We start from the raw sequence: 26,395 nt of genomic DNA on the forward strand, positions 1-26,395 counted from the left end.
ACAAGCACTGACTTTACGGCAACAAAAAACGGCCCCCGTTATAAATTGGTGCCGTTTTTGTAGGATACGTTTGCCCGAACGCTACTTGATTATTACTTCACTCGCTTGGCAACTGTATCGAAATTATACGTAGTACCTTTCAGATTATCGTCGTCAACTTTTGTTAGCTCCATAGCAATCTCCCCTACTTCAGCCGTCTCGAAATGAATAGAAAGTTTATCACCATTCTCGACAACTTTCGTAATGGCCCGTTTTCCGTTGGCAGGATCGGCAGGATTTATCAATTCGCCCGTTAGCTTACCGTCTTTACGGACAAGATCGGTTGTCATTTTAACATCACCATTTGGCGTTCCTGCAATCATAATCTCCCATTTACCGGCATAAAAGTCGGTCGGTGGTGAAGTTTGCGCAAATCCTGCAAAAGCCAGGCTCAGAAAGCACAGTACAAAAAAGAGAGTTGTTTTTTTCATTGTCATACTAGTTGATTAGATAAGTGAAACGATTTTATTCTACCACCATAAGGACAATCCGTATTTGTGTATTCTGGATAGTTGATCGCGAATCTACACGTCTGAATTATAGCGCGTTCCCACAAATAGTAGTGTCTACACAACAAATGTAGAAATAAAACAATATTATTGTCTATTATTTAGACAATAAATTTTATCCTATTCAATATACAGCTTATACTAAACAGCAGAAGTAATGCAACGGCAAACGGCTCAAAAGCGGAATGTTTATGCATCAGCGGTTGATTTGCCTGCTGTTTCTGTTTACTTGCTACTGATATCAGACTAAACAAAATGCATTCTCCGAGCGAACGTAATTATATTCAACAGCTTTCCATTGATTGTGTCATCTTCGGCTATCAGAATAAACAACTGAACGTGCTGGTGCCTAAACTGAACTTCAACGGGAATTTTTGGGCGTTGCCGAGCGGGTTTATTTATCAAAACGAAGATATTGACAGGGCTGCTCACCGCATGCTGCAGGAGCGAACCGGTATCGATGATATTTACCTCGAGCAGTTTTATATTTTTGGTGAAGCAGGCCGAAATAATCTAGACTTTCTTGACCAGCTCATCAAGCTTAACCCCGAACGGTTAGGTGGAGGGCGCTTCGATCAGAAAGAATATGAGTGGTTTACCAGGCGGTTTATTTCGATTGGCTACTACGCTCTTGTAGACATCAACAGGGTTACACCCCAAAAGACCGAACTCGACGAATCGATTGCCTGGTACCCGATTAAGGAGCTGCCAACCATGATTATGGATCACGAACTGATTGTAACAAAAGCGCTCGAAACGCTACGTCAGAATCTCGACCAGAAACTGATCGCGTTCTCGTTGCTTCCCGCAACATTCACCATGCGCGAAGTACAGGAACTTTACGAAGCGGTCTACGACAAACCGTTTGCCCGTAATAACTTCCAAAAGAAAATTCTGGATATGAATGTGTTGGAACGTCTGGAGAAAAAATACACAGGGGCTGCCAATAAAGCACCCTACCTGTATCGGCTTCTAGCGTAATGGATAACCTCTATACGTAGCGAAGTCCTTTTGAGGAGCCAAACGCTACGTAGCATTCGCTCGATCCTCAACTATAGTAGGATGTAATTCTTTTCTACTTTTCTGGGAAACCTGAACGATACTGCCAGCACTAACGCAGAACAAGTCTACTCGGGTACTTTAAAAAGACGTAGCATGAAACGCAGAGAAGCCATTCTTCAAGTTGCTCTTACCATGGGAAGTGCGCTGTCGGCCCCTTCTATGGCAGCCATTCTGGACAGTTATCAACCCCACCGCGTTAGTAAGCGCGCTCCTTCGGCCTTTCTGTTACAACCGGCTCAGGAAGCCCTGCTGGACGAAATTACCGAAGTGATTATGCCCACTACGTCTACTCCCGGAGCTAAAGCCGCTAAAGTTGCCGGGACTATCCAGCTAATTTTAAAAGATTGCTATAAACCAGCCCAACAAGAGCATTTTCTGAAAGGCCTTGACGCCGTTGAGGCAGAAAGTAAGAAAACCTACAGCAAATCATTTGTAGAGCTGCCTATTGATCAGAAAACGGCCATTCTGAAGCAGTTTGAGCAAATGGCGAAAACCGAAGCGCAGCAAAAGCCCAAACAGCAGGAAAACCTGTCCAAAAATCCGGAAACAACGCTAGGCGCGGTTGCGGCATCAGGCTCCGACCAGACGCAGGCCAAATTAGTGGATGCCGAAACGGGGGTTGTAGTAAAAGACGAAAAGAAAAACGCGCCACTTACACCGTTTTTCAAACTAGTAAAAGAGTTGACAATTCTGGGTTATTTCAGTTCCGAAATTGGCTGTACGCAGGCACTTAAATACGTCAAAATTCCGGGTCGATACGAGGGTGTTGTGAAACTCAAAGACGGCCAGAAAGCGTGGGCAACGTAGTAGGTTTAGTATTAGAAGCGAGTAAGTAGGATTGAGAATAGCTAGTAAGGATTTCAGCCGAATGGATTCTCACTCCTAATACACACTCCTCACTCCATAAAAACAATGAACCTTAATCTTGACGCTAAAAAAGGAATGACCTACGACGCTATTGTGGTAGGTTCTGGTATATCGGGTGGCTGGGCCGCTAAAGAACTCACGCAGAAAGGACTAAAAGTGCTTATGCTTGAGCGTGGCCCCGACCTTAAACATGTAACGGATTACCCTACCGCCATGAAAGACCCCTGGGAATTTCCGCACCGGGGTAAAATTGAGTTGTGGGCTGCCGAAGAATATTGGGCCAACGCGCGTTCGGGCGGAAAACCCGGTGAAGATCAGCGCCATATGTTCACCAAAGATGTCGACGTACCGTATATCGAAAAACGCCCCTATGACTGGATTCGCGGGTATCATCTGGGTGGTCGCTCGCTGATGTGGGGTCGGCAAAGTTACCGGCTCAACGAGCGTGACTTCACCGCCAATCTCGAAGATGGTCACGGCAGCGACTGGCCCATTCGCTACAAAGACATTGCCCCGTGGTACTCCTACGTAGAGCGTTTTGCCGGGGTTTCGGGCAACAAAGATGGGCTTGCCGTACTTCCCGATGGCGAGTTTGTGCCGCCCATGCAGATGAACAGCATTGAACTGAAAGCGAAAGATGGGATCGAAAAGAACTTCAAAGGTCGGCATTTGGTCATCGGTCGGCCAGCAATTCTTTCCGTAGCGCAGAAAATTCATACCGACGCAGGTCGGGCATCGTGTCAGTTTCGAAACCTTTGCGTTCGTGGCTGTCCATTTGGGGCCTATTTCAGTACGCAATCGTCTACGTTGCCACCTGCCATGAAAACCGGTCGGTTAACGATCATTACGGATAAAATTGCGTATCAGGTTTTGTTCGATGAACAGAAAAACAAAGCCGTTGGCGTTCGGGTCATCGATCAGAATACGAAACAAACGCAGGAATACTACGCCAAAATCATTTTCCTGAATGCCTCAACCATCAATACGGCCTGGATCATGATGCAATCAACCTCGAAACGGTTTCCGAACGGGCTGGGCAATGATTCCGATCAGTTGGGCCGTAACCTCATGGATCACCATCTGGGTGCGGGAGCATCGGGCGAATTCGAGGGATTGCAGGATATGTATTACTATGGTCGTCGGGGCAACGGTATTTACATTCCTCGATTTGCCAACTGGGGCGATGATAAACGGAAAGACTTCGTACGCGGCTTTGGCTATCAGGGACGCGGTGCCCGTCAGGATTGGGTAGCTGGTGCCTCGAAAGATGGCTTTGGACCAGAGTTTAAAGACAGTCTGACAAAGCCCGGACGCTGGGAGTTTAACATTGGTGGTTTTGGCGAAACCCTCCCCGACCCTAACAATCGCATGTTGCTTTCATCTAAAAAAGATAAATGGGGATTACCTATCGTTGAATTCGATGCAGGCTGGGGCGAAAATACCGTTGGCATGCGGAAAGCAATGGCCAACGATGCCGCCGAAATGCTCGAAGCGGCTGGCCTGAAAAACGTCAAGACACGTAACGACACCGACAAAAATCAGGGAATCGGTATTCACGAAATGGGTTCCGCCCGCATGGGTCGTGATCCCAAAACGTCGGTTCTCAACGCCAACAATCAGGTTTGGGGAGCCAAAAACGTATTCGTTACCGACGGTGCGGCTATGGTTTCGTCGTCGTGCGTGAACCCATCGCTTACTTATATGGCCTTAACCGCCCGTGCTGCTGACTTCGCCGTCCGCGAACTGAAGCGGATGAATTTATAGTTATCTTGCTAAAAAGCATTTTATGCAACCCATAGCTCAACAGCAATCCCGGAAGCAACGCACTTCATTATCAGCTCGAAAACAGCCACCCGTTGCGCTGGAATCGCTGGTTTATGAAGTGCTGGATGGCCGTCCGTTGTATTATCTCGGCTATGAAGACGTACTGGCTGGCAAGAAATTACCAGAAGAAATAATGGGTTCGAGTTCTTTACAATGGGTGCTGGTCACTTATTTCATGCGAATTATGCTTCGTCAATTAGATGAGAAAAAATACTGGTTTGCCTCAAATGAAGCTGGTGTTCACATCGACCATCGGAATAACTTGTCGCACGACGTAGCGATTTATGACAGAAACGTACTGACGCCCGATAAGATCAATACGCAATACGTTAAAGTACCTGCCAAAGTAGCTATTGAAATTGATGTAAAAGCTGACGTATCAAAGGTAATCGACTTCAATTATGTGAATCGGAAAACAAAGAAATTACTGGACTTTGGCTCCGACAAAGTAATCTGGGTATTCACTAGTTCACAGCAGGTAATGGTTGCCGAACGTAACGCCGACGCTTGGCTTACAATGGATTGGCATCGCGACCTGGAACTACTCGACGGCCAGATTTTTAACATCGGTCAGTACCTTACTGATGAGGGTATTACCATAACAGCCTGATGTGTACTAACGCAGCTTACGCTTCAATATCTGGTAAACACTAGCTGTAGCGATTCCGCCAATCAGATACCAAGCGACAGTCATTGCGGCAGTTGCTGGCGTTCGGCTGGTAGGTGCTGATCCTAAGCCCATTGGTCCCGGCAAACCCACTGCGCCAGCACCAGCGGCAAGTCCCAACGCAGTACCAACTAGCAGCGATTGCTTTGGTTTAGCAAGGCCAATCAGGCTGTAATACAACGCGTTTGAAATCAGATCACCGCCAAGAGTCCAGTAGTACAACTCATCATCAGCGGGGGCTTCGATATCCGCTTTTTTCAGTCCTTTTTTTATCGCTCGTTCGCCCAGTACGTCGGCTCGGGGAGCTTCTGCAATAAATTGACGGGCTGTTTCATGAACCGCCGTAAGCACCGTAGCACCAATCAGCCCACTGCCCAGCGCAGGCAAGATTGTTTTGTTGAGTTTTGTCATACGTGCTTAACTTGCCAACGTAGCGAAATGTTACTGAGGCTTTTTATCCGGACCAACGTAGCATTTCACGTAGTACACAACCTGTTGTAAACCCGTTTTCCAATGACGTTTTCGTTCCGTAACGATCAACCTAATCTGGCTATCGAGATTCTGCGCGAAGTAGGTCAGTGGCTTGTGGATACCAATCAGGAATTATGGGCTATTGATACCCTTGTTCCTGAAAATCTTCTTGATACATACACGACAGGCAACCTCTACGTTATGTACGCCCAATCCGATACGAACGTAGCACCAGAACCGGCGGCCGTACTAATATTGCAGTGGGAAGACCCGCTCTTCTGGCCCGACGTACCGACCAATACGTCAGGATTCGTTCATAAGCTGGCTATACGACGACAATTTTCTGGACAGAATCTGTTTTTACGCATTCTCGATTTTTGCCGAACAGAATGTTTAAAACGGGGTATTGATACATTGCAACTCGAAACAGATGCTACTCGTCCGAAGCTGATGGCTTTTTACGAACGTCACGGATTTCAGCCAACGTACCAGCGACAGATTCACGAATTCGGGCAGACATTTCTCTGTCAGTACTATGTCATGAAATTCTAAATCACTGCACTCGCATAAGTTGACTGGTAACAACCGGGCGACCTTCCGCCGTAATTCCCTGAATCACGACGCGCACCGTTCTTACTACGTCCGACAGCGGAAAACGAAGCTGGCTGTGCCCTTTGCTGTCGGTCTGCATCAGAGGTTTCCAATACAATACGTCCCGCCGATCAATCGCGCCCGATGGGGCATCACCAGTGGTTTCGGTATCGTAACGAGGTACGTAAAATTCGCGCTGGGTCGATGGGTAACCAATAAATTGAATAGGTGTCATGCCTTCTTTAGTCTTCGCGTTTCCCTGCATAGATCGGGTACTTTTTGAGTAAAACGCGATGACGCCATTTCCGCCCCGAACCCCATAAATTCCGGCAGTACCTACACTTTTCAGCACCTCAATACGCTCAATATCTCTTGGGTTGAATTGCATCAAAGCGGTTCCATCGGGGTCCTGAATGGGCATACCATCCAACAAAAACAACGGTTGAGAACCGCTTTTGAAACTACCCGCCCCTCGCACAGTCACCTGATAGCCAGGGGGAACTGTTTGGCCAGGGGGTGGATTGGTACGTACTACTGACACACCAGCCACTCGCCCACTTATCATTTCGTAGAGATTTGGATAAACGGGAGATCGTTCGTCGAAAACGATGGTAGCATCGGCCACATTGTGCAAACTACGCATGCGTATATCGTCGGGTCTATCCTCGACTTTACGCGCACGAACCGTTACTTCTTTCAGCACTTTTGCTGTTTTATCGCGGTACAAATCGGCGTTGGCTTCCTGCCGAATGCGGGCCGCTTCCAGTTGAGCCCGCAACGTCGACCAGTTAGGAGCAATGGTCGTTTTACTGGATTCCCACAACATACCCGGACTCTCCCGAACCATGTAAGCTTCTTTCGCAGGAATATCCTTTAACTGACGATCAGTGAGTTGTGTCAATAATCGAACAGTATCAGCAATAGCCAGCCCCGCCAATCGGAAGCGTCCTTTTTCATCTGCACCCGCCGATTTTACGAACGACTGCGCCCCTGCTGTCGACGCTACCATGATCTGCGCGCCGGGTATCGGTTGGTTTTTCGCATTCAAAATACGGCCCATCAACGAAACGCCACCGAGTAGTTCTGTTTCGGGCGTGCCGGTTACCCGTCGCCAGCCTTGGGTTAACAGCAGATCGTCCAGTGCCTGACGGGTTTCAGCAGAACGACTTACTACGTACTGGTTGGGGTTTTCGATACGTCCCCGAAGTTCGCCCGTTAGCAACAAATGCGCCTGCAACGTAGCATCGGCGGTATCATTAGGAACTTTATCGGAATCAGTAATCGACGCCGATAAAGCTGCCAGTGTGGGTAATCCGTTATCGCTCAGATTAACGCTCAGAATAGCATATTCGCGAGGCTGATACCGGGGTTTGTTGAACGCCATTAACACCCGTACTGGCGCAACGAATTCGGGCACATAAACCAATCGCTCGGCTTGCGGTTTGGCGATGGCATCATATAGCGTGATTTGCGTAAGGCCCGGCAACCAGGTCATCATGGATAAGCTTACCTTCGCCACCCCATTTTGCAGGATAACTTTTCGCTGATCGGCTACCCTGCCGTGCTGCTGAATCAGAATATACACCGAGTCGATAACGGCCCGGTTGGCACTTTGTATGGTCAAAGCCAGCCGAGTGGTATCGCTAATTGCATCGGCAGAAAGCAACAGTCCTTCCGTTTCGGGTTTGGGCAATGGAACGCGCTGCGGCTGATTTTTATACATAACTTCGGCGTAGTACGTCCGCTGCACTTTTGGCTCCATCGACACGCTGGTCATCCCCTGCCGATTGGTCTTGAAACCTACTACTTCAACGCCCTGATCGTCCACAATACGTCCCGCAATAGGCAAGCCATGCCCGTTGGGATGTACAATTTTTACGCCCAACCGTGCGGGTAATCCCGTAATCCAGCGACCACCTTCCGGCAAAACCTGAATGTCTACTTGTTCAGCAACAGAATCACTACGTAGCGATATATCATTCTGAAATAGATTATAAACCGCAATAGATCGCTCAAAAGCCGGGCGTCGCTGGGTATCATCTTCATCGGTGTAAGCGCGCAGGCGATACGTTCCGGTCTTGAGCGTATCCGACAGCCGGAAGTTGCCCTCGCCCCGTCCGTCAACGATACGTACCCACTGGTGTTGCACGAGTTTGCCTGCCGACGTAAGCAGATCGACATGGATGGCCGTTTCACCACCGAGCCGCTGATAATTGACCGGATCAAGCAGATACGTGCTCATCCAAAGCCGGTCGCCAGTGGTATAAAAGGGTTTATCGATATGAGCAAACAGCGTAGGAGACAGCACCTTAAACCGTTCGTTGAAAGCCGTCGTGATACGTCCCATGCGGGCATCAGGTGGTGCCAGTTTTCCTTGTTGAGCTAGTGGGCCGTTTGTAAGCGTCTCTTTCTCATCGGCTTCGGGTTTCCAGTCGGCGGGCAACATGGTCGACAGCCGATCATTACCCATCGTGCCTTTCACCTCCATTCCTTCAGGCATCGTAATAACCCCATCAACGGTCATTTGCATCGAACCGCTGGGCAATTTCATTTCCGTATAGGCGTAACGAGCGTCGGGATAGGGAGAGAAACTCGAGAACGCATTCGTATAGAATATGATCAGTTTCAGGGGCGAAACCAATTTCCGCTCGGTCGATAACCGGCCGGGTTGAATCAGGGTAGAAACCTGAACTGGAATCAGGCGCTTATAGTCGTTCACCGCAGCCGTAAGCGTAATGGATCGCCGGTCGATGGAAATCGTTCTACTAGGATCTTCCTGATAAACCTGAAAACCAGCTTCCCCGTACGTTTTATCAACCAGACTAGCCATCAAATGCCGGATTGAGCCTTTGTAAGCAAGCAACTGATTACGCCGAAACCGGTTGGCCTGCCGTTCGTTCTCGGGCTTTAGTTCTTCAAACCGGGCAGCACCCGCATAAAAAACCCCTTCTGCTCTGGCATCGAAATGTTGCAGATCATAAATCAACCGATAGCCTATTGCCTGATTTTCAATAATCAACGGTTCGTTGGCCGTGGCATACAGATGATCTTTATCTTCTTTAAAGTTGAGCACTTCACTATTTATAAGCAGACACTGCCCGCCAAAGGGTTCGCCGAAGAGTTGTTTTTTAAACTGACGTAAATGGCGTTCCCAGCGTTTCGGATTTCCCCGTACGGTTACGGCATCCAGCGTTTGCTCGCTCGGTTTCAGGCTAAAATTGGCTTTTTGTGGAGTTGTATTATCAAATCTGAGTGTGCGTTTATCAGCCTGATAGCCAATAAACGAAGCCACTATTTCGACTGTACCAAGCGGAATTCCAACAAGGGTAAACGCACCCTTTTCGTCGGTAACAGCCCCCCGCGTTGATCCGTTAATATATACATTGGCAAACGGCATGGGTTTGCCCGACGTAGCATCTATTACGTTCCCGGTTAGTACGGCTGTCGTTTGCCCATAAACAAGCAAGGCCGATCCCAGTACCAGAACGACAATTACCCAACCGATGAACAAAGAGCGATACATGCCAGAGTTAGTTTACCAACTAAAAAAGGAAGTATTCGTGTAATTATACCTATTTTTAACAGTGCGACAAATGAGAAACAATAGCCTGATTAATAAAGTATTATTGGTTCATATAGTCGGATTGTTGGTCTATTACGGTTTTCACGTCTGCCGATGGGCCAGAAAATTATATTTTACAATTTCATAAATTCCCTTTCGTAAAACAATCCGTAAGTTTGCATTTAATTTACTATCAACTCCCTCTTTTACAGGCGATCAGCGCTACGTTAGGTGGCTTATTTTTATCAAAAAACTAGCAGAAATGCCGACTACACTGTCAGAAATCGAATTGGTACACGCACTTTCGCTGGGGGAGGTCGATGCATTCGACCAACTCTATCACCGATATAAACAGCCGGTGTATGCCAACATTTTCAAGATGGTTAAACAACCCGAAGCGGCTGAGGATATTTTGCAGGAAGTTTTTATTACGCTCTGGGAAAATCGTCAGCGTGTTCAGACCGATAAGTCGGTGGGCGGCTGGCTATTTGTGGTGAGTTATAACAAAGCCGCTTCGTTTCTGAAAAAGAAGCTGAAAGAGTCGATGGTGGTGCAGCAACAGCCCGAACTCCCCGACACATCGGCGCCGGAAGAATCGCTTGATGAAGAATTGTTTGACGTACAACTTTCACTGATCGAAGAAGCGGTTAGTCACCTGCCCGCCCGCAAAAAAGAAGTGTTCCGATTACTCCGGTTCGAGGGGAAAACGCACGAAGAAGTGGCCGAATCGCTCGGCATTTCGGTTCAGTCGGTCAGAGATTATCTAAAACAGGCGACCCGTTCGGTTAAAGCGCATATTCAGAGCCGCTACGGCTCCCCACATTCGACGGCTCTTTCTTTACTTCTTCTTTTTCTGGATACGTATTGATTGCGCCAAAAACTTAAAATCGGCAGTTATTTGGGTAGATTCTAAAAAATATTTCTCAGCAAAAAGCCTCCATTTTCGTCAGAATCGACTGTTCTCCCAAAAAAATACTACTTAACAATTTATTAATATAAAAACGACATCCCCTTTTGAGCCCACCTTGAGTATTTAGGGATGTACATGATGGAGGAAATCAACCATATCGTCGATAAATTCTGGGCAGGAACAGCAACCGATGCCGAGAAGCAACGGATTATTCGCCAGCTCACGCAGGACGAACAAACCTGGCAAGCATCGCTACGTAACGAATTCGACCAGAATCTGCAACGTACCGAAAAACCACTGACAGACTCGCAATCGTCGTTGGTTCTGGCGCGACTCCATCGGCAGATTCTGGGTAACGAGACACTACATCCAGTCAGCGTTTTCCGGCGGAACTGGATGGTCTGGGCTGCGGCTGCCATGCTGGTATTGGTTGGTGGATGGCTGACGTATCAATACACATCTGAGTCGCCCACAACACCAATCGTTGCCCAGCAACGTAGCAGTCAGCCCTGGCAATTGACGCGCAAAACCAACACAGGCAATACGGTCATGAACGTAGCGCTGATGGACGGGTCGACAATCAAACTTCAGCCACGTAGTAGCGTCAGTTATTACGAACCTTTTGGAAAACCATCGCGGAACATCAGCCTGACTGGCGATGCGCTGTTTACGGTGGCAAAAGATCCCAATCATCCGTTTGTGGTGCTGGCCAACGGTTTTACAACAACCGCTCTGGGAACGCAGTTCTGGGTGCGGGCTGCCAAATCGGAGAACGTATCCGTACAATTGCTGGAAGGGCGCGTAGTGGTGCGGGCCACACCCGAAAGTGGTCTGAGTATGACTGATACGTATCTGAAACCGGGCCAGGAATTTACTGTCGATAGAAAAACGAAGCAGATACGTGTCGAACCGATGGCCCAGCCAGCAACGCCGACGGTTCAGGTAGTAACCACTAAACCCGTTCCTACGCCAGTTTCGTGGTTGCGATTCAGTAAAGAGCCACTGGCGAACGTACTGACGGAGGTTGGCAAGCGCTATAACGTACAGATTGAGGTCGATCCGGCAGACGTGCAGGGATTGTCGTTCTCTGGTACGTTCATTCCATCCGACTCACTTCGGGTTGTGTTGGGGGCTGTATGTTCAATGAATAATTTGTCATTTAAACAGGAGCCGGATAAGATAATTATCAGCAAATCACCCGAGTAAATCACCGCTAATTTCTTGAATCTGGCCAACGAAACGGTCATCTCAAAACGCCCTAAAAATAGGGTTACGGTTATCTTTTTGCCTTAAAAATTGACCAACTGTGCTTATGAAACACTACGTACACAATTGTAAGAAACAACTAATTCTGATAGCTGGCGCACTGCTGCTGTTTATAGGCTCGGCCATAGCGCAACCGGGGCCGCTGCTGAAAGGAAAAGTACTCGACGAAAAAGGAGAACCGCTCATTGGCGTTACGGTTCTTCTCAACGAACCGGGAAAGACCGAGGCCCGTGGAACCACAACCGAGGCCGATGGTTCGTTTACGCTAACCAATCTGAAAGCCAACAGTACATACAGTTTTACGTTCAGCTATATCGGCTACGAGAAACAAACGATCAGCGATTTCCCGATTAGCGCAGGAGACAATAATAGCCTGTTAGTCCGGATGAAACTTGAACCTCGCTCACTCAACGACGTAGTGGTGATTGGCTACGGTGCTCAATCGAAAGCGAAAGTAACGGGCGTTATTTCGCAGGTGAAAGGGCAGGAACTGAATCGGTACAACGGTAGTAGTTTTGCCCAGCAACTAGCCGGAAAAGCGGCAGGGGTGGTTATCAACGATGCGTCGGCACAGCCGGGATCGAATCCGCAGATTGTGATTCGGGGTATCGGTACGTTAACCGCCGGTCGAAATCCGCTGATCGTTGTCGATGGGTTTCCGTTATCGGAAGGGTCTTCCTTTAACTCGATTAACCCGCAGGACATCGAAACGATGGACATCCTGAAAGACCCTTCGTCGGCCGCTATCTATGGCTCACGGGCAGCCAACGGCGTTGTTATTATTACGACTAAAAAGGGCAAAACCGACAAAATGAGCGTGTCGGTTGATATTTATTCGGGCATCCAGCAACGTAGCGATAAGGTTGAATACGTCGATGCCTATCAGGCCGCTCAGTATTTTACGGAATCTCGCGACTGGGGATACGTATCTAAAAATCCCGCGAATCGAAGCATTACCGACGACCGCGCCACCCGAATTGCCAAAGGAGCGAGTCTGCGCGAACTTCGCCTGAATTACCTGCAACCCTGGCTCGACAATCGGCCGGGACTTACCAACACCAACTGGCTCAACGAACTGTTTCGGAATGGGGCCATGAGTAGCTATAACGTGGGTATTTCGGGCGGCTCCGCCAAGACGAACTACTACGTATCGCTCAATTATTTCAATCAGGACGGAATTGTACTGAACAATGGCCTGAAACGCTACAGCGGCACAATTAAAGTCGACTCTAAGCTGTCGGATAAAGTTGACATGGGCATAAGCATTAATCCATCGTATAATTCGCAGGCGTTTTTTAACAACAACGGAAATCAGTCGTTCGACCCGATTGCGAACATGTACATCATGTACCCGATGTTTGCGCCCTACAATGCCGACGGATCGCTCGCTATCAGTCAGCAAATAATTGCCAACACGCCCGAAGACGGTGCATTGGGCGAAAACGCGGTGGCGCTGGCCTTAAAGATCAAAAATCAGCGCGATTTTTTCCGCACGTTCGGCAATACGTATCTGGCCTTCCGCCCTATTGACGGGTTAACAGTCAAGACGTTACTGGGTGGCGATTTGGTTAGCAACTACTTCGATTCCTACAATCCGTCGGATGTGGGCGGCTATCGGACAACAGCCCCAAAGCCCGCCGTAGCCACCGAATCCCGTGATTTCAACCTTAGTTATTTGTCGGAGAATACTGTTACGTATAATCGTCAGGTTCAGGATCATAGCATTGACCTGTTAGCGGGTTTCACATTCCAGAAAGAAACTGGCTCCGGCACTACGATAACTGGTTCTGGTATTGCCGACAACAACATCACGAATATTGGTGGCGCCAGCGCTTTTACGGCCACGGCAAACCGCTATGCCTGGACACAGGTGTCGTATCTGGCACGCGCCCAGTATTCGTACCTGAACAAATACCTGTTTACGGCTACAATTCGACGCGATGGTTCGTCTCGCTTTGGCGACGACCGGAAATGGGGTAATTTCCCTTCGGTTACGGGCGGCTGGATTGTTAGTAACGAATCATTTTTCCCGAAAACGAATCTCATAACGTTCGCCAAAATTCGCGGAAGCTGGGGCCAATCGGGTAATAATCAGATCGGTTACTACGGTTCGAAGGCGTTGGTAAATCCTGATAATTACGTCTATGGGAATTCGCTGGCATCTGGTTTTGCGGCCACAACTACCCCCAACCCTAACCTGTCGTGGGAGGTTAAAACATCGACCAACATCGGGTTGAATCTGGGATTAGGCAGCCGGTTTACGGTAGCCGCCGATTACTATTCATCTATCACTAAAGATTTGCTGCTCGACGTACCTGTGCCGGAGCAATCAGGTTTTAGCTCGTCGATCCAGAACATTGGGCGTATTCAGAACAACGGTTTTGAACTCGAATTGGCGGGCAATACGCTCAATTTAGGGCCAGTACAATGGGGTTTTAGTGGAAACATTGCCACCAACTCCAACAAAGTGCTGGCGCTGGCTCCGGGTCAAAATCAGATCATTACGGGCGGTTCGAGTAATTTTCTGACGCGTGTGGGCGGTTCCATCGCCGAAATGTATGGCTATAACGTTACGGGCGTCTTCAAAACACAGGAACAACTAAACACTACGCCTAAACTGGCCGGTACGTTACTGGGCGATTACATTGTAGAAGACCTCAACGGCGATGGTATTATTGATCTCAATGACCGCAAAACGTTTGGTACGTTCAACCCCAAATTCACCTACGGTTTCTCCAGTAATTTCAACTACAAAGGAATTGAACTTAGTTTTTCGTTCGTCGGTATTCAGGGGCGAAAAATCTGGGATACGCAGTTATCGAATCAGGAAGAATCGGGCGAAGGTTTTGGCGTACCCAACAAGTATTACTTCCAAAATCGCTATCACCCCACCAACAATCCGAATGGCTTTCTGGGACAACCGAATCTGGGCAATTTCTCGGCCGCCCGGCGGTTGACCCGCGCATCGAATTTGTTCTTCAAAGATGCCGACTATCTGAGGTTACGTAATCTGCAAGTGGCTTACAATCTACCAAAAACGTGGGTTTCGGCCGTAAAATTAGCGAATGCACGGGTATACGTAACGGCCAATAACCTGATCACGTTTACCAAATTTCTGGGTTTCAACCCCGACGCTACGTCGCCTGATAACGTATTGACGAACGGTCTTTCGCAGGCAAATTATCCGATTGCCAAGTCATTTATTGTCGGCGTCAACGTCAATTTCTAACGTATCACTCATGAAAAAAATAGTTTCTATTTGCCTGTTAATGAGTAGCCTGCTTGGCCTGACAGCCTGCGATAAACAGCTATTTCAAAGTCCGCTCACATCGAAAGAGTTAGGAAGTTTTCTTCAAAACGAAATTGAAGTTGAAGAATACGTTAATTCTACATACGCTAAACTTCAGGCCAACGGGCTATATGGTTTGTATTTTCCGACCTTCTCCGAAATTCAATCCGACGTTACGTACGACGAAGTGCCAGCCAATGACAACGGTACGTATGGCCAGATCGATCAGTTTGCTATTCTTCCCGCCAACGAAATGGTGACAACGGTATGGCGCGATTCGTATCGGGCTATTCAGCGTGCCAACGTAGTACTGAGCCGAATCGATAAAGTTTCTTATGCGGTTGCTTCGACCAAACAGGCCCGCATCGGCGAAATGAAATTTATTCGGGCGTTGCTGTATTTCAATCTGGTTCAACTTTATGGCGATGTGCCACTGGTAACGCAGGAAACTGAAAATCCGAATGCTTATTTCGGGCAGGGTAGAACGGCGTCGGCGCAGGTATACGATCAGATAAAAAAAGACCTGAACGAAGCCATTGCTACGTTGCCAGAAACCACAACTCAGCCCGGTAAAGTCATCAAAACAGCCGCCCAAACGTTGTTGGCGAAAGTGCATCTGGCCCAGAAAAACTACGCCGATGCCCGGACACTGCTTCTGGCTGTGGTGGCATCAGGAAAGCATACCTTACTACCAAATCCCGCTGATGTGTTCAGCATCAATAACGAAAACAACAAGGAGATAATTTTTGCGGTCCAGTTTGCGTCGAATATTAATGGCAATACCGAGGGAAGTACGATGTTTCAGCAGAATGCGCCATCGGGCACGGTGTCGGGTGCGAAAGGTCATAATTTACCCACAAAAAGTCTGTATGCACTTTATACTGCCGCCGACAAGCGCAAAGGCACTTTTATTACGGCCACTACGTCGGGCATTCCGTGGAGCCGCAAACTGTCTCAACCAACCGTCATTACCGATGGCGGTAGCGACGTAGTGGTGCTACGTTATGCCGATGCGATTTTGATGCTGGCCGAAACAGAAAATGAATTGGGTAACGTAGCGTCAGCCGCAACGAACCTGAATCTGATTCGGACGCGGGCTGGTTTAGCAAACACCACAGCTACGTCGCAAGCCGATATGCGAGCGGCTATTGATCTTGAGCGCCAGTTAGAACTGGTTGGCGAAGGTCATCGTTGGTTCGATTTGCTACGTACCGGCACAGCTATTTCGGTCATGAATGCCTGGTTTAAAGCAAATAACATCCTGATTACCATCTCGGCCAAAGACCTGCTGATGCCGATTCCGCAAAGCCAGATCGACACCGATCCGGCCATCAAACAGAATCCGGGCTATTGAGCATTTTCGTTTTAAGTAGAACGCGGATTTCTGTTTCCCTGATGACCCCATCCAAACCCTAATCTTATGGGGTAAAAATCTTACCACCCCTAGCCCCTCCTAAAACAGGAGGGGAACGTGCAGAAGTGACCCTTTTTATGTTCCCCTCCTGTTTTAGGAGGGGGCAGGGGGTGGTAAATACTGTGCAAAACTATTTCCCTCGACTCTCAAAGCTCATTTTATGTCTCGTTCCTTACTCTTCGCAACAATCTTTCTGATTTCGGTGTCGGCTCTGGCTCAATCAGGCTCTGTGGATGCTATTATTCGCGAGTTGCACAACCCAGCCAGTAAACAGGTGCTCGTTGTTGCGCATCGGGGCGACTGGCGGGGTGCGCCCGAAAACTCGGTGCTCGCTATAGAAAATGCAATCAAAATGGGTGTCGACATAATAGAAATCGACCTCAAAAAAACGAAAGATGGAGTGCTGATTCTGATGCACGATACGACCATCGACCGTACTACGTCGGGGCACGGAAAACCGGAAGAATATACGTGGGAAGAAATTCAGAAACTGACGCTGAAGAACGAGCACGGCGGCCCTACGCGGCAACGGATTCCAACCTTCGAGCAATGTATGCAGCTGGCTAAAGGGCGGGCAATGGTCAACATCGACAAAGGGTACGATTACTACAAAGATGCCTACGAGATACTGGTGAAAACGAACACGGTCGATCATGCGATTATCAAATCAAACAAATCGTACGACGAGGCCAAAGCCGAAAATGGCAACCTGCTCACGGGAAAACTCGCTTATATGCCCATTGTGCATTTGGATCGACCGGATGCCAACGCCAAAATCAGAACCTACGAAGAGAAAATGAAACCCGTAGCTTATGAGCTTCTCTTCAGTGCAGACAGCACATTGGAACAGTCTATCTACCAGACCATTCCGCAAACAGGTTCGCGAATCTGGTATAATAGTTTGTGGGCCAATCAGAATGGCGGTCACGACGACGAGATAAGTCAGGAAGAAGGTAAACCCGAAGCAGGATGGGGTTGGCTGATTGCGCACGGTGCCACCATGATTCAAACCGACCGGCCCAAAGAGTTACTCGACTATCTCCGAAAAAAAGGGCTGCACCGCTAGATAACCCGACGACGTAACGTATCGATGAACCTCGCACGTATCTTCATGAAAATCAATTGCTACGTATTTATCCTTCTTTGCTTCGCTCATTTGGCAATGGCTCAGACACCAGCCGATACGTTGCTACGTTGGCAACCGGGCTATCTGGACATTCACCATATTAACACGGGTCGGGGCAACAGTACGTTTTTTGTTTTCCCGGATGGAACCACGATGCTGCTGGATGCCGGGGATCTCAATGCTACCGCGTTTTTGCGAAGATCGGCACCTTTAAAAGTCGCTCCTGCCAGGCCGAATGATTCGAAAACGGCTGGTGAGTGGATAGCTGAATATGTGAACCAGTCAATGCCCAGAAACAGAACTCCGCAGCTCGACTATCTGGTGGTTTCGCACTTTCACGCCGATCATTACGGCGACCTGACCGAACGCTCTAAACCAGCATCTGGTCAGCTATTTCAACGAACAGGAGTTACGGAAGTCGGGGATTTATTACCCGTGAAAACCATCATCGACCGGGGTTATCCGGCCTATAATTTTCCGGTCGATTTACGTAAATACTACGCTGAAGATGGTAGTACGTTCCTGAACTACGTAGCGTTTGTGGAGGCAAAAGTGAAACGGGGAGCAAAAGCTGACATGTTTCGGGCGGGGAGTAACCGTCAGATTGTTCTCAACCAAAAGCCAGCAGATTTTCCCACATTTCGCGTGCAGAATATTAAGGTAAACGGAAGTATCTGGACGGGCTCGGGCGATAAAACGCTTGCTCATTTTACGGCCGATTCGGTATTGAACAAACAAGGCAAATTCAACGAGAATCCCTTGTGTATGGCCTTCCGAATTAGTTATGGTTCATTCGATTATTTCACCGGAGCCGATAACACCGGACTTCGTGGCTATGGGATGCCGCATTGGTTCGATACCGAAACACCTATGGCGAAGGTAGTTGGGCCGGTAGATGTTATGACGCTTAATCACCACGGCAACCGCGATGCTACTAACGAAACTTTTCTACAAGCATTGAATCCGGCGGTTGTTGTGCAGCAATCGTGGTGCTCCGACCAACCGGGTCAGGAAGTGATGCACCGACTGGGCACTCCGGCATTGGGTCAAAAACGGGATGCTTTTGCGCTTCATCTTCTACCCGAAAGTAAAACGTATCTGGGTTTCTGGCTGAACCAAATATACCGTAGCACCGAAGGACACGTAATGATTCGGGTGTTGCCCGGCGGCAAGCAATTCTGGGTTGGTGTACTGGAGGATACAAATCCGGTGCTGACCGTAAAGAAATGGAAAGGGCCTTACAACTCCCGGTAACGTATTAACCAGCAACAATTAAATGGCTACGTTACTTCTTCCAGCTTTTCACCCGAAAACGCGATAGCTCGTTCAGCAAAAAGTACTTTCGTTGCCGCCCAGGTTGTTCGAAACAACTCACTTTGCCGATAGGCTTCCAGTGCCGCTTCCGATTCCCACAAACTATACGTCATCCGAACAGATGGATGATTGGGATCACGCAGAAGTTCGAGGTGACGATTGCCGGGAAAGGCACGAATCAGCCGTTTCGATGTATCGAAAATCGCGTGAAAATCGTCGAGTTTGTCGGAAAGAAAGGTCATGCGAACAATACGAACGAGCATAGTTTTAAAGATATTGGATAAACAATGAGCTGCTGACGCGATTAAAAACAAGATAGCCTTTGCTTTTCATTTTTCATTATCCATTTTTCATTAGACATGCAATATCGCACATTTGGCCGCACTGGCTGGCAGGTTTCGGAGATTGGCTACGGCATGTGGGGCCTCGCCGGATGGACAGGTTCCGACAAACAGGAAGTACTACGTGCCCTCGAACGTTCGGTTGAATTAGGCTGTAATTTTTTCGATACAGCCTGGGCGTATGCCGATGGTGTCAGCGAAGAAATCCTGAATCAGTTGCTCAAAAACCATCCCGATAAAAAGCTGTACGCAGCCACCAAGATTCCGCCCAAAAACCGCCAATGGCCGTCGAAACCGGAGTATAAACTGGCCGACGTATTTCCGGCCGATTATATCGTAGAATACACCGAAAAAAGCCTAAAAAACCTCGGCGTCGAAACGATTGATTTACAGCAGTTTCACGTCTGGGAAGATGGCTGGGCAGAGCAGGACGACTGGAAAGAAGCGATCACCAAACTTACCGAACAGGGAAAAGTGCAGGCTTGGGGCGTATCGGTCAACCGTTGGGAGCCTGAAAATTGCCTCGATACGCTACGTACCGGCCTGATCGATTCTGTTCAGGTCATTTACAACATCTTCGACCAGAATCCCGAAGACAAGCTGTTCCCACTTTGCCGCGAACTGAATATTGGCGTGATTGCCCGCGTCCCGTTCGATGAAGGAACACTTACGGGTACGTTCACCAAAGAAACAACGTTTCCGGCCAACGACTGGCGTTCTACGTATTTCGTACCTGAAAATCTCAACGCCAGCGTCGACCATGCCGATGCGCTAAAACCGCTGATTCCGGCAGGTATGACCATGCCCGAAATGGCGCTACGTTTCATCCTGAACAATCCCGACGTTCATACAACCATTCCGGGTATGCGTCAGATACGTAACGTTGAAGCCAATACGTCTGTCAGCGATGGCCAAAGTCTGTCTCCCGAGTTAATCCGTGAACTCAAAGGCCACCGCTGGGACCGCACTCCAACAAGCTGGAGCCAGTAATTAATGGATAATGTAGAATGAATAATGTTTGGTTACCCGCTCTTCATTATTCATTCTACATTATCCATTAATTACTTCTCTTAATATTCTTGCGAAAGGGGGTGAATCATGAATTCGTCGATCACTACGTGGGCAGGGCGGCTCACGATGAACAGCATCGATTCGGCCATGTCTTCATTTTTGAGCCAGCTTCCCCGGCTCTCCTGCCGATGGCCTTCGGCGTGAAAATTTGAATCGACCAGCCCCGAGTAAACACCCGTTACTTTGATGTTATACGGACGAACTTCCTTACGTAGCGCCCCCGTAAATGCTTCCTGTGCGTATTTGCTGGCAGTATACAAAGCACCTCCGGCAAACGTGCGTTTCGCTACGTCTGAGGCAACCACCACAATATGACCGCTACGTTGCGCTTTCAAAATGGGTAGCGCGGCTTTCGTTAGCAGAAACGTTCCTTTTACGTTAGTCGCCATCAAATCGTCCCACTCGGTAACGGAAATTTCGTCGATGTTTTTGAAAACACCGTAACCTGCATTGTTGATAATGATGTCTATATGGTGGAACTGATCAATGGTCGTTTTCACTACGTTAGCCATGTCGGTTTCGCTGCTGACATCGCCCGGAACGGCTACAATTTTACCCCGAACATGGCCTTCGGTAGCTTCTTTTTCGAGGGCTTTCAGTTCATCGGCGTTACGTGCCGTAACTACTACGTTAGCTCCGTGATGAGCAAGCATCATCGCTGTAGCGCGGCCAATACCCCGCGAGGCACCCGAAATAATTACCGTTTTATTTTCTACGTTCATACTGGTTTCTGAATAGGAATAGACGTAAAGGTACGTGCAAAGTGTGCAAAGAAATTATTGAGTTACGACCTTTACATTCACTTCACAACAAAACGCACATGTACGAATCACTTACCGACAAACTAAACCAACTGGAGCAGAAATTCGCGGCTATGGGTCAGGATATGGCTTCGTATCTCGAAGGGCTGCTTCAGGCCGATTACCTGACGTATTGGGACTACATTCATCTCGAAACGCTGCTATCACTGCAAAACCCAAAGACCGCTTACCCCGACGAACTGATTTTCGTTACATATCACCAGATTACGGAGCTGTATTTTAAACTGATCCTGCACGAAATTGATCAAATCGCAAACTCCGACGTATTGACGAACGAATTTTTTGTGGCACGAATGGGTCGTCTGAATCGGTATTTTGGGCTGCTCGAAGAATCGTTTGGCGTAATGATTACGGGAATGGAGCGCGAACAGTTTTTGAAGTTTCGGATGGCGCTTCTCCCGTCGAGCGGGTTTCAGTCGGTGCAATTCCGGCAAATCGAAATCGTTTCGACTGACTTCCGTAATCTGCTTGTTTCGGCACCTGAAGAACCAGCTTACGTCCCTGATTTGTACGAGTTTATGTACTGGAAACAGGGCGCAACCGAACTGGCAACGCAACAACGCACACTCACACTTCGGCAATTCGATCAGCACAATGGCCCGAAACTGATTCAACTGGCCGAAGCCTACGAAAGCAAGAATTTATATCAGCGTTACCAGCATTTAAATCAGCAGAATCAGGCTAGCGACGAGCTACGTAACGCCCTGCGTGAATATGACTGGCGCGTGAATGTCCGCTGGAAACTGGCGCATTTGCGGTCGGCGGTTCAGTATCTGCACAAACAACCCGAAGACATCAAAGCAACAGGCGGAACCAACTGGCAAACCTATCTGCCGCCAAAACAGCAACAAATCATCTTTTTCCCAGACCTCTGGAGCGACACCGAACGAGACAACTGGGGACAGGCGCATGAGATGCCGGGTAACTAAAAACTCTCCCCTCCCCTGATTTCAGGGGAGGGGCAGGGGGGTGGGGTAAAACCCGGGTATAGACACCTCCCCTATTCTTTATTCTTCCTGAAGTAACGTATCATTTCACCATAATCCATACCCATACTCAGGCCACGTAGCGCCTGCACTAGTCGTTTTTCTTTGGTTTCGGGCGTTTTAGCGTCTTCAATCCAGTTGCTGAAATACTGTTGATGGCTTTTTGCCAGCGAATCGAAATGACGTTTGGCGTCGGGATCGTCGTCCAGACAGGCTAGCAGGTCGGCCGATTGAGCGAGAGGTTCATCGTCGACCTCCAACGTAACACGAACCGTTTCGCCTTCGTCCTGTTTGCCCATTCCCCGACGCATATCGGCGTTAATCGGTATCATAAATCCACCTTCCAGTCCGTCTGTAATTCGTTCGACAGAGCGCCCCAAAGGCAGCAAGGCAATCTGTTTGATCGGGTAATTGTCCAGCGTTCCTTTTACCCGAAAGACTTTTTTATTGCCGGGTTTCAGTGCATCGCTAACGGAAATGGGCACTTCAATGTAGGTCCAGCGCGTTTTATCGCCTTTTTCGCCGAACTTCTGAAGAATAGTGGTAAACGAGGGCATAATTGATAATTACAGAGTCGAAAGTTAACGCCATTTCTATCAGTTTTTCGCTGGAAACAGTATGCGTTTCGATACGTTAGCCAACAAACAGAATTTCGTCTTCCAAGGCTTTTTCGTACTTCTCCTTATCGAACCGATACAGATACGGTGCTTTGTGTGCTCCGCCCGTTTTACGTTCTTCCAGCCGTTCCAGAATACCGTAGCCCAGCATCCGCTTCTGGAAATTCCGACGGTCGAGAGATTGGCCCATGATGGTTTCGTAAAGTTGCTGTAAATCAGGCATGGTAAATTTTTCGGGCAACAGATTATAGCCTATCGGCTGATAACTAAGCTGCCGACGTAGCGTTTTCAGCGCCAGCGTAATCATGTCGTTATGGTCGAACAGCAATGCGGGTATCTGGTCGATGTCCCACCACTGGCATTCTTCGGTGAAGAAATCCGGCGTTGGTACTACGTTGGCAAACTCGACCAGCGCGTAATAACCCACTGAAACATCGCGGCTCGCGAATTCACTCTGCACATCGTCAATCAGGCCCAATCGGGCAAACGTTTCCTGTTGACTGAAATGTGTGTAGCGCACCACATTGCCAAACGTGTGAAACTGTTGTAGGAAAATTTCGGACAGACCAGTTCGTTCGCGCAGACTTCGGTACGCAGCATCGTCCAGATTTTCTTCATGGCGAATGCGTCCGCCCGGCAAACACCAGTCGTTCGTGCCTTTCCAACGTAGCAACAGAACTTTTAGCTGACCAGTATGAAAACCAAAGATTACGAGGTCTAAGGATACCGACTGTATAAACTCGGTTCTCAATGCCTCAATCAACCGTTTTACTTGATTTTTGTATTCCATGAAGAAAATTTACGAACAAATTTAGTGTGTATTAAATACACATAGAAATTTACTACGTATCATTGTGTTAAAAATACACATCCTATGATACGTTACTTATCCCTGTCTCACCCGTATCGCATGGCCGCACTAATTGGCGTGGCCTCCGTTGGCTTGTGGGCATATTCGGCAAGACCGCTGGACGAGAAACCCGACGAAAATCGCTTCACCAAAGTGGTGCTAGCCGAAAAGCTAAACGAACCGCTCGAAATGGCTATCCTACCCGACGAACGTGTCATTTTTATCGAACGTCATGGTAACGTACAGCTTTATTCGCCAACTACAAAGCAGGTAAAAACCATTGCTACTATTCCGGTTAGTACCAAATATAAAGATAAGGAAGGCAATGAAACAGAGGCCGAAGATGGGCTGCTGGGCGTAAATATTGACCCGAACTTCTCAAAAAATCACTGGATTTACCTTTATTATTCGCCAGCAGGCCCGGAATCAAAGAACATCCTGACCCGCTATGAACTGAAGGGCGATGAATTGGTTCTGGCGTCTAAAAAAGTGTTGCTCGACGTGGCTGTTCAGCGGGAGCAGTGCTGTCATACAGGCGGTTCTATTGACTGGGACCGCGACGGTAATCTGTACTTATCAACTGGCGACAACACCAGCCCACGCGCTACGTTATACGCCCCCATCGATGAACGGCCCGACCGTGGCCCCTGGGATGCCCAGAAATCGTCGGGCAATACGAACGATCTACGCGGAAAAATACTACGTATCCACCCCGAAGCCGATGGTACGTATACCATTCCCGAAGGCAATCTATTTCCGAAAGGGACGGCTAAAACCCGGCCTGAAATTTATACGATGGGTCACCGTAACCCGTACCGTATTTCGGTCGATAAGCATACGGGTTACGTCTATTGGGGTGATGTTGGGCCAGATGCGGGTGCTGATTCGGTAAACGTGGGGCCAATGGCCGAAGATGAATACAATCAGGCTCGGAAACCCGGCAATTTTGGCTGGCCATATTTTGTGGGCGACAACAAAGCGTATAATGCTGTCGATTTTGCGACGAATAAAACCGGCGCCAAATTCGACCCAACTCACCCAATCAACAATTCGCCCAACAATACGGGTTTGAACGCTCTTCCTCCTGCTCAGCCCGCGTTGATTTCATATCCGGCTTCGGAAAGCAAGAAGTTTCCATTTATGGGTACAGGCGGACGTAGCGCGATGGCCGGACCAACGTATTATACCGACGATTTTAAAGGGGCTAAACGGTCTTTCCCAGCCTATTATAATGGGAAAACCTTCTTGTACGAATGGATGCGCGACATAATTCTGGCGGTGAGTTACGACAGCAAAGGCGATATGACCAACGTAGAGCGTTTCCTGCCCAACATGGCGTTCAGTCATCCTATCGACATGGCGTTTGGCCCCAACGGCGATCTGTATGTACTGGAATATGGAACGGGCTGGTTCCTGAAAAACGACGATTCGCGACTGGTTAAAATTGAATTCAACGCCGGAAATCGTAAACCAAACGTAGCGGCATCGGCCAGCCAGAAAGTGGGTGCGGCTCCGCTGAAAGTTGCTTTGTCGTCGGACGGAACAAAGGATTTTGATGGTGATGCAATGACGTATCAGTGGAAGATTGTAGCGAAAGCCGGTGGTCAGCCAACGATTCTGAAAGAAGCCAATCCGACCTTTACGTTTCAGAAACCGGGGCAATACAAAGCCACATTTACCGTAACAGATGCAAAGGGGCTCAGTAGTTCGCAAACGATTGACGTATTGGCCGGAAATGAGCCGCCGAAAATTGATTTTGTTGTTGCCAATGCTAACAAGAGTTTCTATTTCCCCGGTCAGTCGATTGCGTATCAGGTCAACGTAGCAGATAAGGAAGATGGCAGCCTGGCAACGGGAAAAATTCTCCCGAAACAGGTGATGGTACGTGCTACGTATCAGGACGAAGCCAGCAAGCCGGATGATAACCCGGCCGGACATAAATTTGCGGAATCAGCCTATCTCGGAACGGGTAAAACCCTGATGGACAACAGCGATTGTAAAGCCTGCCATTTCATCGACAAAAAATCCGTTGGCCCCGCTTTCAACGACGTAGCAAAACGGTATAAATCAGACCCGAATGCCGTAGCGAGCCTATCGAACAAGATTATAAAAGGGGGTGGTGGCGTCTGGGGCGATGCCATCATGACAGCGCACCCGCAATTAAGCTCGGCCGATGCGGGCGAAATGGTGAAGTACATTCTTTCTCTGTCGGATAAAAAAGTCGCCCCACCGTCGTTGCCTACCAAAGGTACGTACACACCCGACAAAGATGCCAAAGGAAATCTGGTATTACAGGCTTCCTATAAAGACAAAGGCGCTAACGGTATTCCGGCTCAAACCACCGAAGAAACGTTCATTTTGCGGAATCCGGTTGTAGCAATGGGATCGAGCAATCGCCAGTCGAAAGGTATCAACCTGTTCAAAATGGGTACGCAACCTTTCCCAATCGTAATCGTGCAGGCTTCCGATACATATGTTATGTTTAACAAACTCGATTTGTCAGGCGTTCGGTCGATGGAGTTTGCTGTAGCGGTACCCAAAGCTCAGCTTATCTGCGTCGGCGGACGTATCGAAATCCATCTTGATTCACAGGATGGGCAACTCATCGGGCAAACCGAAAACATAGCCCAAAACCCAAGTAGCAACCCCGCCGATTTGTTTAAGCCTTCTATGGCAAAAGCGGACGTAACGCCCGTCAGCGGTCAGCACGATGTGTACTTTGTTTTTAAGAACGAAAAAGCCAACAAAGCACCGTTGTTCGTGCCGGTTACCGTTCAATTTTCCAACTGATTTACCTC

General features: G+C 48.5%; 21 protein-coding genes. 14 read left to right on the top strand and 7 right to left on the bottom strand.

All coding sequences use genetic code 11. The features are described 5' to 3' along the window. Window positions 1-92: 92 nt before the first annotated feature. The gene (locus ACYVD4_RS00245; RefSeq protein ID WP_460941574.1) at window positions 93-470 is read right to left on the bottom strand and encodes a hypothetical protein; all 378 of its coding nucleotides are present in this window, start codon (window positions 468-470) and stop codon (window positions 93-95) included. 333 nt (window positions 471-803) lie between these two features. Between ACYVD4_RS00245 and ACYVD4_RS00250 the strand changes: the two genes are divergently transcribed. The 4 genes from ACYVD4_RS00250 (at window position 804) to ACYVD4_RS00265 (ending at window position 4,911) form a co-directional block, all read left to right on the top strand. Continuing rightward, window positions 804-1,529 (top strand): NUDIX hydrolase, encoded by a 726-nt coding sequence (locus ACYVD4_RS00250; protein ID WP_460941576.1) that lies wholly within the window; start codon window positions 804-806, stop codon window positions 1,527-1,529. A gap of 174 nt (window positions 1,530-1,703) precedes the next feature. Further along, the gene (locus ACYVD4_RS00255) at window positions 1,704-2,417 is read left to right on the top strand and encodes a gluconate 2-dehydrogenase subunit 3 family protein (RefSeq protein ID WP_460941577.1); all 714 of its coding nucleotides are present in this window, start codon (window positions 1,704-1,706) and stop codon (window positions 2,415-2,417) included. A 105-nt stretch (window positions 2,418-2,522) separates the two neighbouring features. Further along, window positions 2,523-4,241 (top strand): GMC oxidoreductase, encoded by a 1,719-nt coding sequence (locus tag ACYVD4_RS00260; protein ID WP_460941579.1) that lies wholly within the window; start codon window positions 2,523-2,525, stop codon window positions 4,239-4,241. A 22-nt stretch (window positions 4,242-4,263) separates the two neighbouring features. Next, window positions 4,264-4,911 carry a Uma2 family endonuclease gene (locus ACYVD4_RS00265; protein ID WP_460941581.1) on the top strand — a complete coding sequence of 216 codons (648 nt, stop codon included), beginning with the start codon at window positions 4,264-4,266 and terminating at the stop codon, window positions 4,909-4,911. Window positions 4,912-4,917: 6 nt separating this feature from the next. Here ACYVD4_RS00265 and ACYVD4_RS00270 read toward each other — a convergent pair whose 3' ends face one another. Then, window positions 4,918-5,379, bottom strand: a complete 462-nt coding sequence (locus ACYVD4_RS00270) for a hypothetical protein (protein WP_460941583.1) — start codon at window positions 5,377-5,379, stop codon at window positions 4,918-4,920. A 102-nt stretch (window positions 5,380-5,481) separates the two neighbouring features. Here ACYVD4_RS00270 and ACYVD4_RS00275 point away from each other — a divergent pair, with 102 nt between their 5' ends. Then, window positions 5,482-5,991 (top strand): GNAT family N-acetyltransferase, encoded by a 510-nt coding sequence (locus tag ACYVD4_RS00275; protein ID WP_460941585.1) that lies wholly within the window; start codon window positions 5,482-5,484, stop codon window positions 5,989-5,991. 1 nt (window position 5,992) lies between these two features. Here the strand turns inward: ACYVD4_RS00275 and ACYVD4_RS00280 are convergent, their stop codons facing one another. Then, window positions 5,993-9,553: a carboxypeptidase-like regulatory domain-containing protein gene (locus tag ACYVD4_RS00280; RefSeq protein WP_460941587.1), complete on the bottom strand. Its 3,561-nt coding sequence runs from the start codon at window positions 9,551-9,553 to the stop codon at window positions 5,993-5,995. Between the two features lie 301 nt (window positions 9,554-9,854). Here ACYVD4_RS00280 and ACYVD4_RS00285 point away from each other — a divergent pair, with 301 nt between their 5' ends. The 6 genes from ACYVD4_RS00285 to ACYVD4_RS00310 all read left to right on the top strand — a co-directional run bounded on the left by ACYVD4_RS00285 (window position 9,855) and on the right by ACYVD4_RS00310 (window position 18,851). Continuing rightward, window positions 9,855-10,460 (top strand): RNA polymerase sigma factor, encoded by a 606-nt coding sequence (locus ACYVD4_RS00285; RefSeq protein ID WP_460941589.1) that lies wholly within the window; start codon window positions 9,855-9,857, stop codon window positions 10,458-10,460. Window positions 10,461-10,637: 177 nt separating this feature from the next. After that, the gene (locus ACYVD4_RS00290; RefSeq protein WP_460941591.1) at window positions 10,638-11,708 is read left to right on the top strand and encodes a FecR family protein; all 1,071 of its coding nucleotides are present in this window, start codon (window positions 10,638-10,640) and stop codon (window positions 11,706-11,708) included. Window positions 11,709-11,814: 106 nt separating this feature from the next. Next, on the top strand, window positions 11,815-14,997 hold the full coding sequence (locus ACYVD4_RS00295; protein ID WP_460941592.1) for a SusC/RagA family TonB-linked outer membrane protein: 3,183 nt from the start codon (window positions 11,815-11,817) through the stop codon (window positions 14,995-14,997). A 10-nt stretch (window positions 14,998-15,007) separates the two neighbouring features. Then, the gene (locus ACYVD4_RS00300) at window positions 15,008-16,411 is read left to right on the top strand and encodes a RagB/SusD family nutrient uptake outer membrane protein (protein WP_460941594.1); all 1,404 of its coding nucleotides are present in this window, start codon (window positions 15,008-15,010) and stop codon (window positions 16,409-16,411) included. Window positions 16,412-16,631: 220 nt separating this feature from the next. Further along, window positions 16,632-17,537 (top strand): glycerophosphodiester phosphodiesterase family protein, encoded by a 906-nt coding sequence (locus ACYVD4_RS00305; RefSeq protein ID WP_460941596.1) that lies wholly within the window; start codon window positions 16,632-16,634, stop codon window positions 17,535-17,537. A 24-nt stretch (window positions 17,538-17,561) separates the two neighbouring features. Beyond that, window positions 17,562-18,851 carry a ComEC/Rec2 family competence protein gene (locus tag ACYVD4_RS00310; protein WP_460941598.1) on the top strand — a complete coding sequence of 430 codons (1,290 nt, stop codon included), beginning with the start codon at window positions 17,562-17,564 and terminating at the stop codon, window positions 18,849-18,851. Window positions 18,852-18,877: 26 nt separating this feature from the next. Here ACYVD4_RS00310 and ACYVD4_RS00315 read toward each other — a convergent pair whose 3' ends face one another. Further along, entirely contained in the window at window positions 18,878-19,174 is a 297-nt protein-coding gene (locus ACYVD4_RS00315) for a putative quinol monooxygenase (RefSeq protein WP_460941600.1), read from the bottom strand. A 96-nt stretch (window positions 19,175-19,270) separates the two neighbouring features. On the opposite strand from ACYVD4_RS00315, the gene ACYVD4_RS00320 reads away from it, so the two are divergent. After that, the gene (locus tag ACYVD4_RS00320; RefSeq protein ID WP_460941602.1) at window positions 19,271-20,242 is read left to right on the top strand and encodes an aldo/keto reductase; all 972 of its coding nucleotides are present in this window, start codon (window positions 19,271-19,273) and stop codon (window positions 20,240-20,242) included. 80 nt (window positions 20,243-20,322) lie between these two features. Here the strand turns inward: ACYVD4_RS00320 and ACYVD4_RS00325 are convergent, their stop codons facing one another. Continuing rightward, entirely contained in the window at window positions 20,323-21,045 is a 723-nt protein-coding gene (locus tag ACYVD4_RS00325) for an SDR family oxidoreductase (RefSeq protein WP_460941604.1), read from the bottom strand. Window positions 21,046-21,143: 98 nt separating this feature from the next. Here ACYVD4_RS00325 and ACYVD4_RS00330 point away from each other — a divergent pair, with 98 nt between their 5' ends. Further along, complete coding sequence (locus ACYVD4_RS00330) at window positions 21,144-22,073, top strand: tryptophan 2,3-dioxygenase family protein (RefSeq protein ID WP_460941606.1); 930 nt, start codon at window positions 21,144-21,146, stop codon at window positions 22,071-22,073. Between the two features lie 71 nt (window positions 22,074-22,144). Here ACYVD4_RS00330 and ACYVD4_RS00335 read toward each other — a convergent pair whose 3' ends face one another. Continuing rightward, window positions 22,145-22,687, bottom strand: a complete 543-nt coding sequence (locus ACYVD4_RS00335; RefSeq protein WP_460941608.1) for a YdeI/OmpD-associated family protein — start codon at window positions 22,685-22,687, stop codon at window positions 22,145-22,147. A 76-nt stretch (window positions 22,688-22,763) separates the two neighbouring features. Continuing rightward, window positions 22,764-23,537: an NUDIX hydrolase gene (locus ACYVD4_RS00340; RefSeq protein ID WP_460941610.1), complete on the bottom strand. Its 774-nt coding sequence runs from the start codon at window positions 23,535-23,537 to the stop codon at window positions 22,764-22,766. Window positions 23,538-23,621: 84 nt separating this feature from the next. On the opposite strand from ACYVD4_RS00340, the gene ACYVD4_RS00345 reads away from it, so the two are divergent. Continuing rightward, window positions 23,622-26,387, top strand: coding sequence for a PQQ-dependent sugar dehydrogenase (locus ACYVD4_RS00345; RefSeq protein WP_460941611.1), 2,766 nt, complete (start codon window positions 23,622-23,624; stop codon window positions 26,385-26,387). Window positions 26,388-26,395: the final 8 nt, after the last annotated feature.

It is taken from the genome of Spirosoma daeguense (assembly GCF_054776875.1).

Bases quoted from the DNA above. Each gene is read 5' to 3' on its own strand.
- ACYVD4_RS00245 (WP_460941574.1), bottom strand. From the start codon at position 470: ATGAAAAAAACAACTCTCTTTTTTGTACTGTGCTTTCTGAGCCTGGCT.
- ACYVD4_RS00250 (WP_460941576.1), top strand. From the start codon at position 804: ATGCATTCTCCGAGCGAACGTAATTATATTCAACAGCTTTCCATTGAT.
- ACYVD4_RS00255 (WP_460941577.1), top strand. From the start codon at position 1,704: ATGAAACGCAGAGAAGCCATTCTTCAAGTTGCTCTTACCATGGGAAGT.
- ACYVD4_RS00260 (WP_460941579.1), top strand. From the start codon at position 2,523: ATGAACCTTAATCTTGACGCTAAAAAAGGAATGACCTACGACGCTATT.
- ACYVD4_RS00265 (WP_460941581.1), top strand. From the start codon at position 4,264: ATGCAACCCATAGCTCAACAGCAATCCCGGAAGCAACGCACTTCATTA.
- ACYVD4_RS00270 (WP_460941583.1), bottom strand. From the start codon at position 5,379: ATGACAAAACTCAACAAAACAATCTTGCCTGCGCTGGGCAGTGGGCTG.
- ACYVD4_RS00275 (WP_460941585.1), top strand. From the start codon at position 5,482: ATGACGTTTTCGTTCCGTAACGATCAACCTAATCTGGCTATCGAGATT.
- ACYVD4_RS00280 (WP_460941587.1), bottom strand. From the start codon at position 9,553: ATGTATCGCTCTTTGTTCATCGGTTGGGTAATTGTCGTTCTGGTACTG.
- ACYVD4_RS00285 (WP_460941589.1), top strand. From the start codon at position 9,855: ATGCCGACTACACTGTCAGAAATCGAATTGGTACACGCACTTTCGCTG.
- ACYVD4_RS00290 (WP_460941591.1), top strand. From the start codon at position 10,638: ATGATGGAGGAAATCAACCATATCGTCGATAAATTCTGGGCAGGAACA.
- ACYVD4_RS00295 (WP_460941592.1), top strand. From the start codon at position 11,815: ATGAAACACTACGTACACAATTGTAAGAAACAACTAATTCTGATAGCT.
- ACYVD4_RS00300 (WP_460941594.1), top strand. From the start codon at position 15,008: ATGAAAAAAATAGTTTCTATTTGCCTGTTAATGAGTAGCCTGCTTGGC.
- ACYVD4_RS00305 (WP_460941596.1), top strand. From the start codon at position 16,632: ATGTCTCGTTCCTTACTCTTCGCAACAATCTTTCTGATTTCGGTGTCG.
- ACYVD4_RS00310 (WP_460941598.1), top strand. From the start codon at position 17,562: ATGAACCTCGCACGTATCTTCATGAAAATCAATTGCTACGTATTTATC.
- ACYVD4_RS00315 (WP_460941600.1), bottom strand. From the start codon at position 19,174: ATGCTCGTTCGTATTGTTCGCATGACCTTTCTTTCCGACAAACTCGAC.
- ACYVD4_RS00320 (WP_460941602.1), top strand. From the start codon at position 19,271: ATGCAATATCGCACATTTGGCCGCACTGGCTGGCAGGTTTCGGAGATT.
- ACYVD4_RS00325 (WP_460941604.1), bottom strand. From the start codon at position 21,045: ATGAACGTAGAAAATAAAACGGTAATTATTTCGGGTGCCTCGCGGGGT.
- ACYVD4_RS00330 (WP_460941606.1), top strand. From the start codon at position 21,144: ATGTACGAATCACTTACCGACAAACTAAACCAACTGGAGCAGAAATTC.
- ACYVD4_RS00335 (WP_460941608.1), bottom strand. From the start codon at position 22,687: ATGCCCTCGTTTACCACTATTCTTCAGAAGTTCGGCGAAAAAGGCGAT.
- ACYVD4_RS00340 (WP_460941610.1), bottom strand. From the start codon at position 23,537: ATGGAATACAAAAATCAAGTAAAACGGTTGATTGAGGCATTGAGAACC.
- ACYVD4_RS00345 (WP_460941611.1), top strand. From the start codon at position 23,622: ATGATACGTTACTTATCCCTGTCTCACCCGTATCGCATGGCCGCACTA.